Annotated in this window: 17 protein-coding genes and 3 pseudogenes; 13 read left to right on the forward strand and 7 right to left on the reverse strand. The window is 70.2% G+C overall.

The genetic code is table 11. The features are described from left to right. Positions 1 to 27: 27 nt before the first annotated feature. Together LWC35_RS40585 and LWC35_RS31605 are read left to right on the forward strand one after the other, a co-directional pair. Positions 28 to 351: an antitoxin VbhA family protein gene (locus LWC35_RS40585; protein ID WP_232873980.1), complete on the forward strand. Its 324-nt coding sequence runs from the start codon at positions 28 to 30 to the stop codon at positions 349 to 351. Then, the gene (locus tag LWC35_RS31605; protein ID WP_232873982.1) at positions 348 to 1,112 is read left to right on the forward strand and encodes a Fic/DOC family protein; all 765 of its coding nucleotides are present in this window, start codon (positions 348 to 350) and stop codon (positions 1,110 to 1,112) included. Before LWC35_RS40585 ends, LWC35_RS31605 begins: the two co-directional genes overlap by 4 nt. A gap of 76 nt (positions 1,113 to 1,188) precedes the next feature. Here LWC35_RS31605 and LWC35_RS31610 read toward each other — a convergent pair whose 3' ends face one another. Further along, a complete protein-coding gene (locus LWC35_RS31610) occupies positions 1,189 to 1,497 on the reverse strand; it encodes a hypothetical protein (protein ID WP_232873984.1) in 309 nt (102 codons plus the stop codon). Between LWC35_RS31610 and LWC35_RS31615 the strand changes: the two are divergent. After that, positions 1,498 to 2,494 (forward strand): annotated as a pseudogene (locus LWC35_RS31615) (IS1380 family transposase); the annotation flags it as partial. Between the two features lie 183 nt (positions 2,495 to 2,677). Here the strand turns inward: LWC35_RS31615 and LWC35_RS31620 are convergent. Then, positions 2,678 to 3,595: an NADP-dependent oxidoreductase gene (locus LWC35_RS31620; protein ID WP_232873986.1), complete on the reverse strand. Its 918-nt coding sequence runs from the start codon at positions 3,593 to 3,595 to the stop codon at positions 2,678 to 2,680. Between the two features lie 125 nt (positions 3,596 to 3,720). Here LWC35_RS31620 and LWC35_RS31625 point away from each other — a divergent pair, with 125 nt between their 5' ends. Continuing rightward, positions 3,721 to 4,380 (forward strand): TetR/AcrR family transcriptional regulator, encoded by a 660-nt coding sequence (locus LWC35_RS31625; protein ID WP_232873988.1) that lies wholly within the window; start codon positions 3,721 to 3,723, stop codon positions 4,378 to 4,380. An 855-nt stretch (positions 4,381 to 5,235) separates the two neighbouring features. Here LWC35_RS31625 and LWC35_RS31630 read toward each other — a convergent pair. Next, positions 5,236 to 5,964, reverse strand: a complete 729-nt coding sequence (locus LWC35_RS31630; RefSeq protein WP_308194708.1) for a helix-turn-helix transcriptional regulator — start codon at positions 5,962 to 5,964, stop codon at positions 5,236 to 5,238. A gap of 157 nt (positions 5,965 to 6,121) precedes the next feature. On the opposite strand from LWC35_RS31630, the gene LWC35_RS31635 reads away from it, so the two are divergent. The 4 genes from LWC35_RS31635 to LWC35_RS31650 all read left to right on the forward strand — a co-directional run bounded on the left by LWC35_RS31635 (position 6,122) and on the right by LWC35_RS31650 (position 8,478). Beyond that, positions 6,122 to 6,640, forward strand: a complete 519-nt coding sequence (locus tag LWC35_RS31635; RefSeq protein ID WP_232873990.1) for a DUF2231 domain-containing protein — start codon at positions 6,122 to 6,124, stop codon at positions 6,638 to 6,640. A gap of 65 nt (positions 6,641 to 6,705) precedes the next feature. Beyond that, complete coding sequence (locus tag LWC35_RS31640) at positions 6,706 to 7,173, forward strand: hypothetical protein (RefSeq protein ID WP_232873992.1); 468 nt, start codon at positions 6,706 to 6,708, stop codon at positions 7,171 to 7,173. Between the two features lie 51 nt (positions 7,174 to 7,224). After that, positions 7,225 to 7,830, forward strand: a complete 606-nt coding sequence (gene folE / locus LWC35_RS31645; RefSeq protein ID WP_232873994.1) for a GTP cyclohydrolase I FolE — start codon at positions 7,225 to 7,227, stop codon at positions 7,828 to 7,830. Between the two features lie 231 nt (positions 7,831 to 8,061). Then, entirely contained in the window at positions 8,062 to 8,478 is a 417-nt protein-coding gene (locus tag LWC35_RS31650) for a DoxX family protein (RefSeq protein ID WP_372463138.1), read from the forward strand. Here LWC35_RS31650 and LWC35_RS41115 read toward each other — a convergent pair. Both LWC35_RS41115 and LWC35_RS41120 read right to left on the reverse strand, forming a co-directional pair. Further along, positions 8,401 to 9,231, reverse strand: coding sequence for an ATP-dependent DNA ligase (locus tag LWC35_RS41115; RefSeq protein WP_372463139.1), 831 nt, complete (start codon positions 9,229 to 9,231; stop codon positions 8,401 to 8,403). The two genes, LWC35_RS31650 and LWC35_RS41115, sit on opposite strands and share 78 nt — an antisense overlap. Continuing rightward, positions 9,159 to 9,311: pseudogene (locus LWC35_RS41120) on the reverse strand (ATP-dependent DNA ligase); the annotation flags it as partial. The pseudogene LWC35_RS41120 and the gene LWC35_RS41115, both read right to left, overlap by 73 nt. A 281-nt stretch (positions 9,312 to 9,592) precedes the next feature. Here LWC35_RS41120 and LWC35_RS31655 point away from each other — a divergent pair. Genes LWC35_RS31655 through LWC35_RS31665 form a run of 3 tightly spaced genes read left to right on the forward strand, consistent with a single transcriptional unit; the run spans position 9,593 to position 11,083 of the window. After that, positions 9,593 to 9,910 (forward strand): ArsR/SmtB family transcription factor, encoded by a 318-nt coding sequence (locus LWC35_RS31655; RefSeq protein ID WP_232873998.1) that lies wholly within the window; start codon positions 9,593 to 9,595, stop codon positions 9,908 to 9,910. A gap of 25 nt (positions 9,911 to 9,935) precedes the next feature. After that, positions 9,936 to 10,418 carry an SRPBCC family protein gene (locus tag LWC35_RS31660; RefSeq protein WP_232874000.1) on the forward strand — a complete coding sequence of 161 codons (483 nt, stop codon included), beginning with the start codon at positions 9,936 to 9,938 and terminating at the stop codon, positions 10,416 to 10,418. A gap of 5 nt (positions 10,419 to 10,423) precedes the next feature. Then, complete coding sequence (locus LWC35_RS31665; RefSeq protein ID WP_232874002.1) at positions 10,424 to 11,083, forward strand: maleylpyruvate isomerase family mycothiol-dependent enzyme; 660 nt, start codon at positions 10,424 to 10,426, stop codon at positions 11,081 to 11,083. A 228-nt stretch (positions 11,084 to 11,311) separates the two neighbouring features. Here the strand turns inward: LWC35_RS31665 and LWC35_RS31670 are convergent, their stop codons facing one another. After that, on the reverse strand, positions 11,312 to 12,010 hold the full coding sequence (locus LWC35_RS31670; protein ID WP_232874004.1) for a hypothetical protein: 699 nt from the start codon (positions 12,008 to 12,010) through the stop codon (positions 11,312 to 11,314). On the opposite strand from LWC35_RS31670, the gene LWC35_RS31675 reads away from it, so the two are divergent. Together LWC35_RS31675 and istB are read left to right on the forward strand one after the other, a co-directional pair. Beyond that, entirely contained in the window at positions 11,985 to 12,308 is a 324-nt protein-coding gene (locus LWC35_RS31675) for a hypothetical protein (protein ID WP_372463140.1), read from the forward strand. The two genes, LWC35_RS31670 and LWC35_RS31675, sit on opposite strands and share 26 nt — an antisense overlap. Next, positions 12,305 to 13,115, forward strand: a pseudogene (gene istB, locus LWC35_RS41250) (IS21-like element helper ATPase IstB). The gene LWC35_RS31675 and the pseudogene istB overlap by 4 nt, the downstream one beginning before the upstream one ends. A 125-nt stretch (positions 13,116 to 13,240) precedes the next feature. Here the strand turns inward: istB and LWC35_RS31685 are convergent. Beyond that, positions 13,241 to 13,833: transposase (locus LWC35_RS31685; protein WP_232874005.1), on the reverse strand; the 593-nt coding region annotated here is incomplete at its 5' end.

A 13,833-nucleotide genomic window follows, 5' to 3' on the forward strand; every position in this document is an offset into this window, starting at 1 on the left:
TGTACACAACTGTGTTAGCATGGGAGGGTGGCTACGCCGGAGATCCTCAGTGTGCGGGAGTTCCGCGCCGGGTTGACCGGCGTGCTCAAGCAGGTGCAGGAGCCGGGCGCTGGCCCGGTGTTCGTCGGAGCCCATCGCAAAGCGGAGGCGGTCGTGATGTCGGTGGAGCAGTACGAGCAGCTGCAGGCCGCCGCGGTCCGCCGCGAGGCGGTCGCCGAGGCGCTCGCCTCCGTGCGCGCCGAGGGCCTCGAGCCCAGCCCGGAGGCTTTGGAGCGGTTTCAGGCGGTGGCCGAGGGGCGGATGACGCCCGAGGAGGCCCTGGAGAAGGCGCTGGCGCCCTACCGCAGGTGAGCCAGCCCGACCCCTACACCGACCCCCGCACCGGGCTGCTGCGCAACAAGCTCGGGATCACCGACGCCGTCGAGCTCGACCGGGTCGAAGCCGAGGTCACCGGTCTGCGCCTGGTCCAGCTCCGCGAGCATCCTCTGCCCGGCAGCTACGACCTGGCCCACCTGCAGGCCTTCCACCGGTTCATCTTCGGCGACCTCTACGACTGGGCCGGCCAGCTGCGCACCGTCGCGATCGCCAAGGAAGACCTGTTCTGCCTACCACAGCACCTCGTCGGCTTCGCCGAGGACATCTTCGGCAAGCTCGCCCGCCGCGACCACCACCTGCGCGGACTGGACCGGGCAGAGTTCCTGGACAAGCTCGCCGAGCTGCTCGGCGACATCAACGCGCTACACCCGTTCCGTGAAGGGAACGGTCGCGCCCAGTGCGCCTTTCTAGCCCAGCTCGCCCGCGACGCCGGCCATCCGCTGCGCTGGGAAGCGATGGACCCCGACACCAACATCGCAGCCTCCCAGGCCGCGCACCGCGGCGACGTCGAGCCCCTGCGGCGGATGCTCGAGCAACTCGTGGCCGACCCCCAGGCGCCAGCAGCGAGCGAGACCGTCAGGCCCGGGCATCCGGCCACGACCGCCGGGACGACCTTCACCCTGCCGGGGGAAAGCCGCGGGAATTCTCAAGGCGGGAAGGCCCAGCGCTCACCCCGACCGCCGCAGTCGCGGCGGCGCTCTCCCGAGCACGGCCGCGGCTCCGGTCAGTCCCGGTAGGCGCTCGCTCGGCAGGACACGATCATCTGGCTGCAACTGTGTCCGGAGGGAGTGCCCGGGTGATCAACCGGGCATTTTATCCGTTGGAAGCAGGGCGGTTCGCGAACTCGTCCGGCCTGGGTATCCCGGCCTGGCTGAGTCTGAACCGAGCGGCTTCCCGTAGCGGCTCGTCGAAGAGCTCGCGCCAGCGAGCACGCAGTACACAGGCCTCGACAGACCACCACAACTGGCCGAGCTCGGCGAGCCGGCGGAACCCCAACGCTCCGTCAGGATCTGCGCTGATGATCAGCTTCCGAGTGAACGAGCATGCGTCTTCACCCGACATCTCGGCAATCGCCTGCTCGAAGCGGTTCGGCGGATAGCTGGTGTCGTGCTGGGCCCACACGATCTCCCGAGCCCTGGCCGCGAGCTGGACGTGCTCGTCATCGACCTCGACGCCTCGATCGTGATCTGCCACTCGGAGAAGGAGCAGGCCGCCCCGACGTTCAAGGGGACCTTCGGCTACCACCCGCTCGCGTTCTGCGACAACACCGCCGAGGCCCTGGCGGGGCTGCTGCGCCGTGGCAACGCCGCGCGAACACCGCCGCCGACCACATCAGCGTGCTCGACGCCGCGCTCGCCCAGCTCCCCGACGCCCACCGCCACGGCCAGAAGATCCTGATCCGCACCGACACCGCCGGCTGCAGCAAAGCGTTCCTTGCCCACATCCGCGCCCGGCGTGAACAGGGGGTGGCAGCCGAGTTCTCCGTCGGGTGGGCGATCACGACCGCGAACGCGCCGCCCTCGCGATGATCCCGAAGCAGGTCTGGGCGGATGCGGTCGATGCCGACGGCGGCCACCGCGACGGCGCCGGTTTGGCCGAGATCACCGGGCTCCTGCCTGCTGCGGCACTGGACGGCTACCCGGACGGGACGCGAGTGATCGTGCGTCGCGAACGACCGGACCCCGGCGCGCAGCTGGACCTCATGGACACCCGCGACGGCTGGCGCTACACCGCGTTCGCCACCGACACCCGGGCCGGACAGCTCGCCTTCCTCGACGCCCGCCACCGCGCCCACGCCCGGGTCGAGGACCGCATCCGCACCGCCAAGGACACCGGGCTTGATCACTTCCCGTCGCGGACCTTCGCGATCAACGCCGCCTGGCTGACCGTGGTCATGCTCGCGGCTGATTTTCTGGCCTGGACCCAACATCTCCTGCTCGACGGCGAGCTCGCGAAGGCCGAACCGAAGACACTGCGCTACCGCCTCCTACACGTCGCCGCCCGCCTCACCCGCGGTCAGCGACGGACCTGGGTGCGGATCCAGCAGTCCTGGCCCTGGGCCCATGACCTGGCCGCCGCGTTCGCCCGCCTGCACGCCCTGCCCGTTCCCGCCAGCTGAATCCGCCCCCGATCACGACGAGCAGCACGGAGCACCCGGCAGAACAGCAGGCCGGACAGACCCGCACGCCCTGACACCACAACGACCCGGACAACCCATGCAGAAGATCAACTACGGCGCTCGTGAATAGCCGGGGTCAGTAGGGTGTCAGGGCGACGGCGCTGGTGGCCTGTTCCAGGGCGCTCAGGGGCGCACCCGGATGACGGTCTTGCCCTTGCGCCGCTCGGTCGAGTTGAGCGCGGGGATGGCCTCGTCGAGGGTCGCGACGGTTCCGACGTGGGTGCGAAGGCGCCCGTCTCGTACCCGGTCGACGATCTCCACCAGCTGAGTGGGAACGGACTCGACGACGAAGTCGACCGCCAGGCCTTCGACCGGGCGAGCCTCGACCGGTCCGACCACCGACACTAGCGTTCCGCCGGGGCGGATGAGGCTCGCTGAGCGCCTTTGGACAGCCCCGCCGATGACATCGAAGACCAGGTCGACCCCGCCGATGTCCCCGAGATCTTCGTGGTCGAGATCGAGGAACTCGTTCGCGCCGAAGTCGAGCGCCGCCTGGCGATCCGCCGCCCGACCGGTACCGATGACGTAGGCGCCGAACTCGCGGGCGAGCTGGGTCACCACAGATCCGACCGCGCCGGCGGCGCCGTGGGCCAGGACGGTCTGCCCTGCCTGAAGACGACCGTGCTGGAACAGGCCCTGCCACGCGGTCAGGCCGGAGATCGGCAGGCTGGCGCCCACGGTGAAGTCGACGTTCCCCGGCAGCGGCGCAAGGTTGCGTGCCTCCACGGCCGCGTACTCGGCCAGCGTTCCATCGCGGTGCCAGTCCGTGATCCCAAAGACCCGCTGGCCCAGCGAGAGTCCCGTCGTGCCGTAGCCGAGGGAGGCGACTACGCCGGCGAACTCGTGGCCGATGATCGCCGGGACGCGATCGTGGCCGGCGCGATCGACCCAGGTCGAGGGCCAGTCCCACTCTGCGGGGACGAAGCCCGACGCGTGGACCTCGACGACGACGTCGTTGATGGCCGGCCTCGGCTCGGGCCGCTCGGTGAGGGTGATCCCGGCCGCTTCCGCTGCCTGATCCGTTGCGACGATCGCCTTCATGGGTGCCTCCGTATGCGTGGGCGCCTGCTCCGTGCGCCCGGTTTTTGGGCTTGCTAGCCCACTGCGGCCAGTCAACTCGTCATGGTTGTGGGCTGTCAAGCCCAATTTGGGTTATCGTGTGGGTCATGGACGCCGCCACGGAGGCTCGGGTGCCGCAGAAGTTGACGGACAAGGGGCGGGCGACCCGAGCCCGCATCCTCGAGCACGCCGCGGAGCTGATCTACGCCAAGGGCGTGCATGCGACGAACAACGAGGTGCTCCGTCGCGCGGCCGGCGTCAGCGGGTCACAGCTCAACCACTACTTCCCGACCAAGGAGAGCCTCGTCCTGGCAGTCATCGAGTGGCAGGCCGAGCGCGTCCTGACGTTCCATCGCAGTGAGCGGTTCACCCAGTTCGACAGCCTCGACTCGCTTCGGGAATGGGCGGGCTTCTACATCGCCTACGAGCGCTCCTACCAGGAAGGCTGCACCCTCGGCTCGCTCGCCAGCGAGATCATCAAGACCGACCTCGACGTCCGCACCGAACTCGCGAACGCGTTCGAGCAGTGGAGAGACATCTTCCGAGACGGACTCGAACGGATGCAGCGCCTCGGCCGCATCAGCACTGAGGCCGATCCCACCCAGCTGGCCTATCTCCTGCTCTCCGCCTTTCAGGGCGGCATGCTCCTCGCCCAGGTCGCCCGCGACATCGCCCCGCTGAAAGACGCCCTGCGGGCCGCCATCGACCACGTTCAGACATTCGCGATGCCCGCTGCTGTCGGCGTACTCGACCCGTTCCGCCACTGACGATGCAGGATCCGCGGGATCATTGCCGAATCGGCGGCGCCTCCGGCATCACGCGTAGTCGGTGACCGCCCACCGGGCGGTGATCGCCTCGCAGGGCCACTCCGCTCCACCGCGTTGCTCAGGACGTCGACGCCGCACGGGTCTTTATCGATGTCGACGGGCTCGACGAACTCAACGTCCGGGCTGCCAGAACGAGCGCCGGACGGCCGCCGGCGAGGTCGGTGCTGAGTCCGGCAGCGTGGACGTTGGCGGCTCAGTCGCGTCCCAGGCCAGGTCGTAGAAGCGGTAGAGTTCCCGCTGCTCCTCGTGCGACAGGTGGCGTCCGTGGGGATGTTCGGGGCCTTCACTCGTGCCTTGTCATAGGCCACAAGTGACCCGGTCTCCGGCCAGTTGTGCGCCCTGCAGCGGAACGAAGCACTCGGCCGTGCCGAACAACCTATTGGACGACGGGGGCCGCGCCGCTGCATCTCAGGCGGCTATCGATCCGAGGTAGCTCGAGGGTCGTGCGTCTCCTCAAGGAGTGAGAAGCTGTCGGTTGGGGCGTCATCAGGCTCCGACCTGGCTGCTGCCTCGGCAGCGTCTCGTCCCGGGCCGGGCAGGCGGTGCGCACCACCACCTTGAGGGGGCGCCGGTTGCTGGGCGTCCTTCTCGTGGGGCTGAACTCGATCGGTTCGCTGAGGGTTCATTTCCCAAGTCGGGCGATCGCGTTCCGTCACACGCTTTCGGAGGTCTGCCCTCATCCTGGCCATCTCGGCGCGGCTCATGCGTTCCATCGCGGCTGCCTTTCCGGGTGTGGAGTGGGGTCAGGCTTCGGCCTCCGGCAGGCAGGCAGCTGGAGCAGAAAGCCTGGCGAACCTAGGCTGATCGGGTCGGACTGCGGAGCTCGACGCAGCATTCCTCGACTTGTGGAAGGAGCACTGCTTCGAGCGCGCCCGCGCCGCCGAATCCCTCGATCAGGCCGTCGAGGAAGGCCTGGTTGATGCCGCACACCAGTGCGGGCGCCTTGGCTGCCGCAGGGTGAAACGGGCAGCTACGTAGCCGCACGCAGTCGGAGGCTTCGCGGCGAGGTTCGAACCCCTGGCGCTGCAGGATATTCACGATAGCGGTGAGCGCCCGTTCTGCCCCCAACCGCCCGGGACGTGTCTGGCCGCGCTCGGTAGCTCCGATCTGGTGGCCGCGTCGGTGTGCGGCTCGATATGCGTCGTGAGTGGTATCTGTGTCGATGTCAGCCACGCCGTCCACCGCGCCGCTCCGGGCCAGGACCGCGTCGAGGAGAATCTCGACCAGCAGCTCGCGTTGGCGAGGCGGAATGCTGATCTGGATGTCGACCTCGGTCGGCCAGTACACCTTCGGGGCCCGCCCGACCTTGCGGATCCCGGTGGCCGGCCGGTAGTCCGCACGCAGCACCCCGGCGTCGACGAGCTTGTCCAGGTGGAACGCCGCGAGCTTACGGCTGATCCCGACCGCTTCGGCGGCCTCGTCCCGAGTGACGGGGCGGCCGGCCGCGCGGATGAACGAGAACATCGCCTGCCGCAGGGGGCCTTCGAGGGCGGCAACCGCCCGGATCGCCGGATCACCGCTCACCTGGTGATGATAACACCAACACACATGCTCTGATCGTTCACGCAGACGCGCAGTGCAGGGCATCTTGACGGCTCCCTCGGATAAGACCAAGCTTCGTTGGCGAATCAAGTGGGAGGCTGGAGCCGTCATGACTGCTGAGGTTCGGGCGAAGCGGCCCGTGAGTGCCGTGTTGGCCGGCCCGTACGGGCATCCCTTCCACCCGATCCTCGTGACCGTGCCCATCGGGGCATGGGTGGCCAGTCTGGTCTTCGACATCGGCTCCTACGTCGTGGCTGCTCCGGTGGGCCTCGAGCAGGGCTCACGATGGTTGATCGCGATCGGCGTCGTCGGCGCGCTGGCGGCGGCGATGATCGGGTTCCTGGACCTGATGGCCATCCCCGGCGGGACCCGCGCCTTTCGCACCGGCCTGGTGCACATGGGCCTCAACCTCGGGGTGACCGGGGCCTATGTCGGCAACTTCTTCTGGCGAGGCGCCCTCGCCGGGCCCTTCGTTCCGGTCGGGATCGGTCCGCTGACGCTCTCGGCGATCAGCTTGGTCGCGCTGGGCGTTTCCGGCTACCTCGGCGGGAAGCTGGCCTACCGATACGGGGTGCGGGTCGCCGAGGAAACCACCCAGGCCGAGGGCTACGAAACCCGGACCCCGCGACCCCCGACCCACCCTCGACCGACCCCCTGACGTGCCTGCGGGCACTCGCTCCCCTGCCAGCAGATTGCTCACCGATACCGCGAGGAGACGAGCACATGAGCATCGCCGCACTGATTGCCTGGGTCGTCACCGCCGCCGGCGGCTTCGTCCTGCTCGGAAAATGGATCGCCCACGGCGGTGCGCGCAGCCCGCGGACCAGCAGCTTCCCGCCCGCGGTGATCTTCGGGCACTTCCTGCTGGCCGCCGCGGGTTTGGTGGTGTGGATCGTCTACCTGGTCACCGACCGGGCGTTGCTGACCTGGGTCGCGCTCGCGCTGCTGGTCGTGGTGGCGTTACTCGGTTTCACGATGTTCGCTCGGTGGATCCCCGGATACCGCGCCCGCGCCGCTTCCGGGGTGCCCGCGCACGCCGGCGCTACCGCCTCGGAACGCGGCGGCTCAGCCGATCCGAGCCAGCCCGCCGAGCAGCGCCTCCCGGTCGCCGTGGTGGCCGCACACGGACTGGTCGCTGTCGCCACCGTCGTGCTCGTGCTGCTAGCCGCGCTGGGAATCGGGGGGAGCTGATAGCGCGCCGGCGACCTCCGACAGCACCAACCCACGAACAGAAGGAATCCCGTGCTCGTTCGCTCCACCCCGGCGCTGCGCGTCGTGCACGAACCCGCCGCCGGTCTCGATCTGGCCGCGGCCGAGCAGGCCGCCACGCAGTTCCTGCGGGCCCTCGGTGTGGACCTGGACTCGGCGAGCCTGAGAGGCACCCCGGGCCGAATGGCCCGCGCCTACGCCGAGCTGTTCACCCCAGGCCCGTTCGACCTGACGACCTTTCCCAACGACGAGGGCTATGACGAGCTCGTGCTCGCCCGCGGTATCCCGCTGCGCTCGGTGTGCGAGCACCACCTGCTGCCCTTCGTCGGTGTCGCCCACGTCGGCTACCTGCCCGGGGAGCGCATCCTCGGGTTGTCGAAGCTGGCCCGCATCGTCGAGCACTTCGCCTGCCGCCCGCAGGTCCAGGAACGCCTGACCATCCAGGTGGCCGGCTGGCTGGAAGAGCACCTGCAGGCCAAGGGGGTCGGGGTGGTCATCGAGGCCGAGCACACCTGCATGACCCTGCGCGGGGTGCTGGCCGTGGGCTCCACGACCGTCACCTCCACCCTGCTCGGACTCCTCCGGGAGGACGCCCGCTCCCGCCAGGAGTTCTTTGTTCTCACAGGAGTCAACGCCTGAGATCAGACGACGCCCTGTCCAGTGCCGGGCAACCCCACGCTGTCCCCGAAGTTGCAAAGCACCGGCGTCGCGACGAACACTCGTCCCGGCGCCGCTCCCCGGTGAGGTGTCTTCATGTCCAACGGGCGTAGTTCGTCCCTCCCGTCGCGATACGGCGTCGATGGGAGTGGTTCCTCGAGACCGACCATCGCACAGTGCTTCGCTCGAGCAGCCCTTCCCGCTTTGCGTATCGTGGCCGGGTTCTTGTTCGCCTGCCACGGCGCGGCGTCGCTGTTCGGGATCTTGGGAGGCGCACACGGCCGCGCGAGCGGGGTTGTGGCCTTCGCTGAATGGCCGAGCTGGTGGGCCGCGCTGATCCAACTCGTCGGCGGCGCGATGGTCGCCCTCGGTCTCGGCACGCGCCCCGCGGCCATTGTCTGCTCAGGCTCGATGGCTTATGCATACTTCATGGTTCATCAGGGCACGGCGCTGCTGCCGATCCAGAACGGTGGCGAAGCCGCCGCCCTCTATTGCTGGATCTTCCTGCTGATCGCCGCCCTCGGGCCCGGCTCGGCGGCGGTCGACACTCTCCTACGGAAGCGCGAGCCCGGCACCCGGCGTCCGGCCTCCACCAGTCCGTTGCCATCCCCTATCCCCGCCCGACGCTGATGTGCCGACTGTGAGTGGTTGAGGTTCCGACCTGGGTGAGGACGCCGGGGACGGAGATCGAGGCGGATCCGGCGATACCCGGTCGGATGCCTCCAGCGTCCATGATCGCGAGCTGTGTCGACGTCCAGCTCGACCACGAGCTCGGGCTGCACACGCGTGTAGTGCAGCGGTGTCACGTTTCCGAACCGGGGCCTCAGGGTCTCCGGTCAGGGGTGCTCGTCGGCGGGCTGTAGGAGAGCGCTTAGCTCGTCTCTCGCGGCCCGCGGGAGGGGAAGAGTCTGTCCGACCACGCGGAGCCGCCCTTGCTGGTCGGGGAGCCCGAGCACGAGGGCGTGCGGGGAGCGCAGGGGGCCGATGACACCGGCCCACGATCGCCTCGCCGCTGAGCCGGGTCCGGATCTTCCCCCAGCTCCGTCTGGAGGAGTAGGTGTGGCCGGCGTGCTTGGACACGACGCCCTCGATCCCGCCCGCGGCGTGCTCGGTGAGCCACGCCCGCGCGGCTCCCGGGTCCTTGGTCATCGGGACCAGGGCCAGGGGCAGCCGGGCTCGAGAGCGCAGCTCGGCGAGCTGCTCGCGACGGACGGCGTACGGCTCGCGGCGGAGGTCTCGGGACCCGACGGCCAGGAGGTTGAGCACCACGAACCCGACGGCGGCGTGGTGCTCCCGGAGAGCCTGCGCTGTAGGGCGGGGAAGTCTAGGCGGCCGGCTCGCCAGCAGACCAGCTCGCCATCGAGCACCGTGCCGGGCGGGCACTGCTCGGCGACCGATGCGGCGATCTCGGGGAAGGCAGCGGTGAGGCTGCGGGCCTGACGGCTCTGGAGGTGGACGGTCCCATTGGCGGCGGGGAACGCTACGGCGCGGTTAGTTGACTGAACTCCGTCGTACGCTCGGTCGAGCTGTCGGAGCGGCTATGGGCCTCACCATTCGCTGTGCGGTGAGACGCCGTAGCGCCCCGACGCCCAGTGGCAGTCCCGACGATGCTGGGAAGTAGCTAGGGCCACGTCGGGGCGATCCGCCGCGTCAACGCCCGTCCGGCGGCGCCGTCGCGAGACGGGCGATGTGATGGGTCATGCTCTTGACGGGGACTTGATATGCGCCTCTAGACTTACCGTTCGTGGAGACTTACGGAGATGGTGGGTTGGGGTTGCTCGGTGACCCCAGCCGGCGCGCCATCTTCGAGATGCTGGCCCGGCGTCCGTGCTCGGTGCAGGAGCTGGCCGACGAGCTGCCGATCAGCCGGCCCGCGGTGTCGCAGCACCTGAAGGTGTTGCGCGAGAGCGGGTTGGTCGTCAGCCGCGCCGAGGGCACCCGGCGGATCTACCAGCTCAATCCTGAGGGTGTCACCGCGCTGCGGGCGTGGCTGGACGGCGTGTGGAGCGACGCCCTGACCACCTTTCACAAGATCGCCGAAGGCCCTGGTCCGCGTCCCTGACCTGCAACTATCGCGAGGAGTGCTCATGACCGGTACGGCCCCGATCCCACCCATCACCGGCAGTGTGACGCTGGCTGTCCCGGTCGACCGCGCGTTCGAGGTGTTCACCGGATCGGTCAACTCCTGGTGGCCGCAGCAGTACCACATCGGGCGGGCCGAGGTCGCCGAGATCGTGCTCGAACCGCAGGTCGGGGGCCGCTGGTACGAGCGCGGTGTGGACGGCAGCGAGTGCGACTGGGGCCGGGTGCTTCTGTGGAAGCCGCCGGCGCGGCTGGTGTTCACGTGGCAGATCAACGGGTCGTGGCAGTTCGACCCTGACCCGGAGCATGCCAGCGAGATCGAGGCCCGGTTCACCGCCAGCGGGCCGCAGGAGAGCGTGGTCGAGGTCGAGCACCGCCACTTCGAGCGTCTCGTCGGTGGTCAGGCGATCCACGGCGCCATCAACGGCGGCGGTGGCTGGGCGCAGCTGCTCGACGGGTTCGCCAAGACCGTCGCCGACCAGGGCTGACCGTGATGGCCACATCCCGCGGTGCTGACTCCGGTGCCGATGTCGACGCCATGGCGATGGCCCACGACGAGCGTGCCTCCTTGGTCACGCTGCTGGAGTCGCTGACATCCGAGCAGTGGGACGCGCCGACCTTGTGCGAGCGGTGGCGGGTCCGCGAGGTGGTCGCGCACATGTTCAGCTACGACGAGCTGTCCACCCTCGGGGCGCTCGGGCGACTGCTGCGCAACGGCATGTCGCTGGACCGGGCGAACATTGCCGGTCTCGCCCGCTACGCCGACCACACCCCCGCCCAGCTGCTGGCGTTGGCGCGGAAGCACCTGCACCCGAGCGGGTTGACCGCGAAGTTCGGCGGCCGGATCGCGCTGGCCGACGCCATGATCCACCAGCAGGACATCCGCCGGCCGCTCGGGCTGCCCCGCCAGATCCCGGCCGATCGGATCACGACGGTGCTGGAGTTCGCCAGCACTGCGCGTCCGCTCGGGGCTGCACCGCGCATCGCCGGTCTGCAACTGACGGCGACGGACGTCGAATGGAGCCACGGCGAAGGACCCGAGGTGCGCGGCCCGGCCGAGCCATTGCTCATGGCCATGGTCGGACGTCGCGGCATCACCTCGGAGTTGGACGGCACGGGTGTCGCGGCGCTGGAGGGGCGCATCGCGGCGTGAGCGGTGACGGAAGGGCGGCGTCCCGCCGTGAGTAGTTCGCCTCCCTTCCGTGATCCGTCGCTCCGCTCAGCAGCGCGGCGGACTGCTCGCGCACCTCCACAGCCGCCGGGGCCGCACGTGTACCCCGCCGGACGGGACCGGCGATGCCCCACCCCCCTGATCGGTCGTTCGGGTGCGGCCGCGACCTGCTGCTTCCCTGCTGCTTCCCTGCCGCTTCCCCGCCACCCGCTACCCCGCGGCGCCAGGAGTGTCCGAGGGTTGAGCGCGATCTTCGGTGCGGGAGGCAGCGGCCAGCCGTGCCCGGAGGTCACGGATCTCGTGGTCGGCGGCGCCGAGTTGGCGGTGCAGCTCGGCGAGCTGACGGGCGTGCTCGCCGGCCTGCTGCTGGGCGGCCGCGGTGAGCTCGGTCCGCAGTTGCTCCAGGGCGGCGGTGTGCCGCGCACTGGCCTGGTCGGCGGTCGTCGTCGCAGCGCGGCGCAGCCGCTCCAGCTCGGCGGCGTGCTCGGCGCGGGCGGTGGCCAGGGCTTCGTCCCGGGCGGCCAGCTCGGCGTGGTGCGTGTCGAGGAGTTCGCGGGTGCGGGTGCGCTCCTCGTCGAGTGCGGTCTGGGTGGCGTGCCGAGTGGCGTCCAGGGCGGCGAGCCGGTCGCGCAGGACGCCGACCTGGGCGGCGGCCGCCTCGGCGAGCTCCTCGGCGCGCACGAGGCGGTCTTCGAGGGCGGCGCGGCGGCCCTCGGCGCGCAGCTGCTCGCGGGTCGCGGCGTCGGCGTCCTGCTCGGCCCGATGTTGGGCGCGGTCGGCGGCCGCGGCCCGGTCGAGCTGACGCCCCGGCCGCGCGCAGCCGGGCGCTGCGGCCTGGCTGGTCGAGGCGGCCGCGGCCGGGGCCCGCGGGGTCCGGCGGAAGATGACCGAGGCCGTCGCGCTGGCCAAGCTGCACCCGCCCGGGCAGGTCGACCAGGCCCTGGGCACCGCGGCGATCGCGGGACGGTTCGCCGAGAACGACCTGTTGCGCGTCCTCGCCCACCAAGCAGGCGAGACCGTCGCCAAGCCCGCCACGCAGGCCGGCGAGACCCACAGCCTCCAGCCGGGCACCGCCGCCTGGTCCGGCTTCGGCCTGACTCCGGGCCCCGAACCAGATCCTGACCCCGGCACTGAGTCCGGCACTGAGTCCGGCACTGAGTCCGGCAATGGGTCCGCTGGGCCGCAACCGACTGGAGAGCCCGCATGAGCGCCACCACGACACCGAGCTCCGCGGGCTCGGCAGGCGTTGCCGGCTCGGCCGGTGATCCGCTGGCCGAGGCGGTCGAGCTCACCCGCCGGCTCAAGCTCCCGCACATCCGCCGTCACCTGCTCGAGCTCGTCCCGACCGCGCGGGCCCAGCGCTGGGACCACGCCGAGCTGGTCCGGGTCCTGCTCGCCGAGGAGGCCGCCGGCCGCGACGCGACGAACCTGCGGACAAGACGCGCCCGCGCCGGGTTCCCCGCCGGGAGACCCTGCAGGACTGGGACGCCGCGTCCTCGACGATCCCGCGCCCGACCCAGGACGCGCTCACCAGCCTGGAATGGGTCGGGCGGCGGGGAACCTCTGCGTCTGCGGTCCGTCCGGGACCGGGAAGAGCCACTTCTGCGAAGCACTCGGGCAGGCCGCGGTCGAGGCCGGGATGACCGTCGCCTGGTTCACCATCGAGGACCTCGGTGCGTTCGTCCGCCGCCACCGAGCCGACGACTCCATCACCCGCGCGCTTGCCCGGCTGATCCGCACCGACCTGATCATCGTCGACGACATCGGGCTGCTGCCCGTCAGCCCGGACGCTGCGGAGGGCTTCTATCGGCTCGTCGACGCCGCCTACGAACGCCGCTCGCTGGCCGTCTCCAGCAACCTGCACCCCTCCGGGTTCGACGAGATCATGCCGAAGACCCTCGCCACCGCCACGGTCGACCGACTGCTACACCACGCCCACATCGTCGTCACACAGGGCGACAGCTACCGCCTCGCCCAGGCCACCTCCGGCAAGCGGGTGAGCCCGTTGACATGACCCGAGCACCACCCCGAGGCGGGGAGATATCTGGCCGCCGTCGGGGAGAACCAACTGGCCCCCAGTGGGGAGAACTACTGGCCGCCAACGGGGATTTCAAGGGCTCTGGCACAGATTGCGTGATCTCAGCTGCTCAGGAGGACACGGCGGCGGAGGTGATTGAAGGTGGCGCGTCCGTACATCTGTCGCTTGATCGCCTTGATGCGGGTGACGTTGCCTTCGACGGCGCCGGAGCTCCAGGTCAGGGTGAGCCCGGCGCGGACGGCGTCGTAGTCCTTGACCAGGCCGTCGGCGAAGCCGCGGAGCGCGGCGATGCCGCTGTTCTGAGCGTCGGTGATCCATCCGTCGATGCGGTCGCCGCGGCGTTCATGGCCGAGGCGAGCGAACTCACAGGCGAGTTGGTGCACGGTCCGAAGGGTGGTGCAGCGGTCGAGCACGACCGCGAGGCCGCTGCGGTCGTCGTCGGTCTGCTTGTGGTCGGGTCGCATGATCCAGCCGGTGATCTGTCGTGGTGACGGCGCAGCGGGTGAGGTGTCGGGTGGGGTCGTGCTGGTGCGCCAGGTCTGCAGGAGACGACGCACGGACCGTTCGGATCCGCGGTAGCCGCGGTCGCGCAGTTCCCGGGTGAGCCGCCCGGCGTTGTCGCAGCCCTCTTGCCAGCGCCAGGTGAGGAAGGGCAGGTGCTGGTCGAGTTGGGTGCCTCGGGTCGGGTTTGGGG

The sequence above is a fragment of the Pseudonocardia kujensis genome (genome assembly GCF_021283305.1).
Taxonomy (GTDB): Bacteria; Actinomycetota; Actinomycetes; order Mycobacteriales; family Pseudonocardiaceae; genus Pseudonocardia; species Pseudonocardia kujensis.

Excerpts from the sequence above, each read along its gene's own strand:
- LWC35_RS31620 (WP_232873986.1), bottom strand. The coding sequence starts at position 3,595 with ATGAAGGCGATCGTCGCAACGGATCAGGCAGCGGAAGCGGCCGGGATC.
- LWC35_RS31625 (WP_232873988.1), top strand. The coding sequence starts at position 3,721 with ATGGACGCCGCCACGGAGGCTCGGGTGCCGCAGAAGTTGACGGACAAG.
- LWC35_RS31640 (WP_232873992.1), top strand. The coding sequence starts at position 6,706 with ATGAGCATCGCCGCACTGATTGCCTGGGTCGTCACCGCCGCCGGCGGC.
- LWC35_RS31660 (WP_232874000.1), top strand. The coding sequence starts at position 9,936 with ATGACCGGTACGGCCCCGATCCCACCCATCACCGGCAGTGTGACGCTG.
- LWC35_RS31665 (WP_232874002.1), top strand. The coding sequence starts at position 10,424 with ATGGCCACATCCCGCGGTGCTGACTCCGGTGCCGATGTCGACGCCATG.
- LWC35_RS31675 (WP_372463140.1), top strand. The coding sequence starts at position 11,985 with ATGACCGAGGCCGTCGCGCTGGCCAAGCTGCACCCGCCCGGGCAGGTC.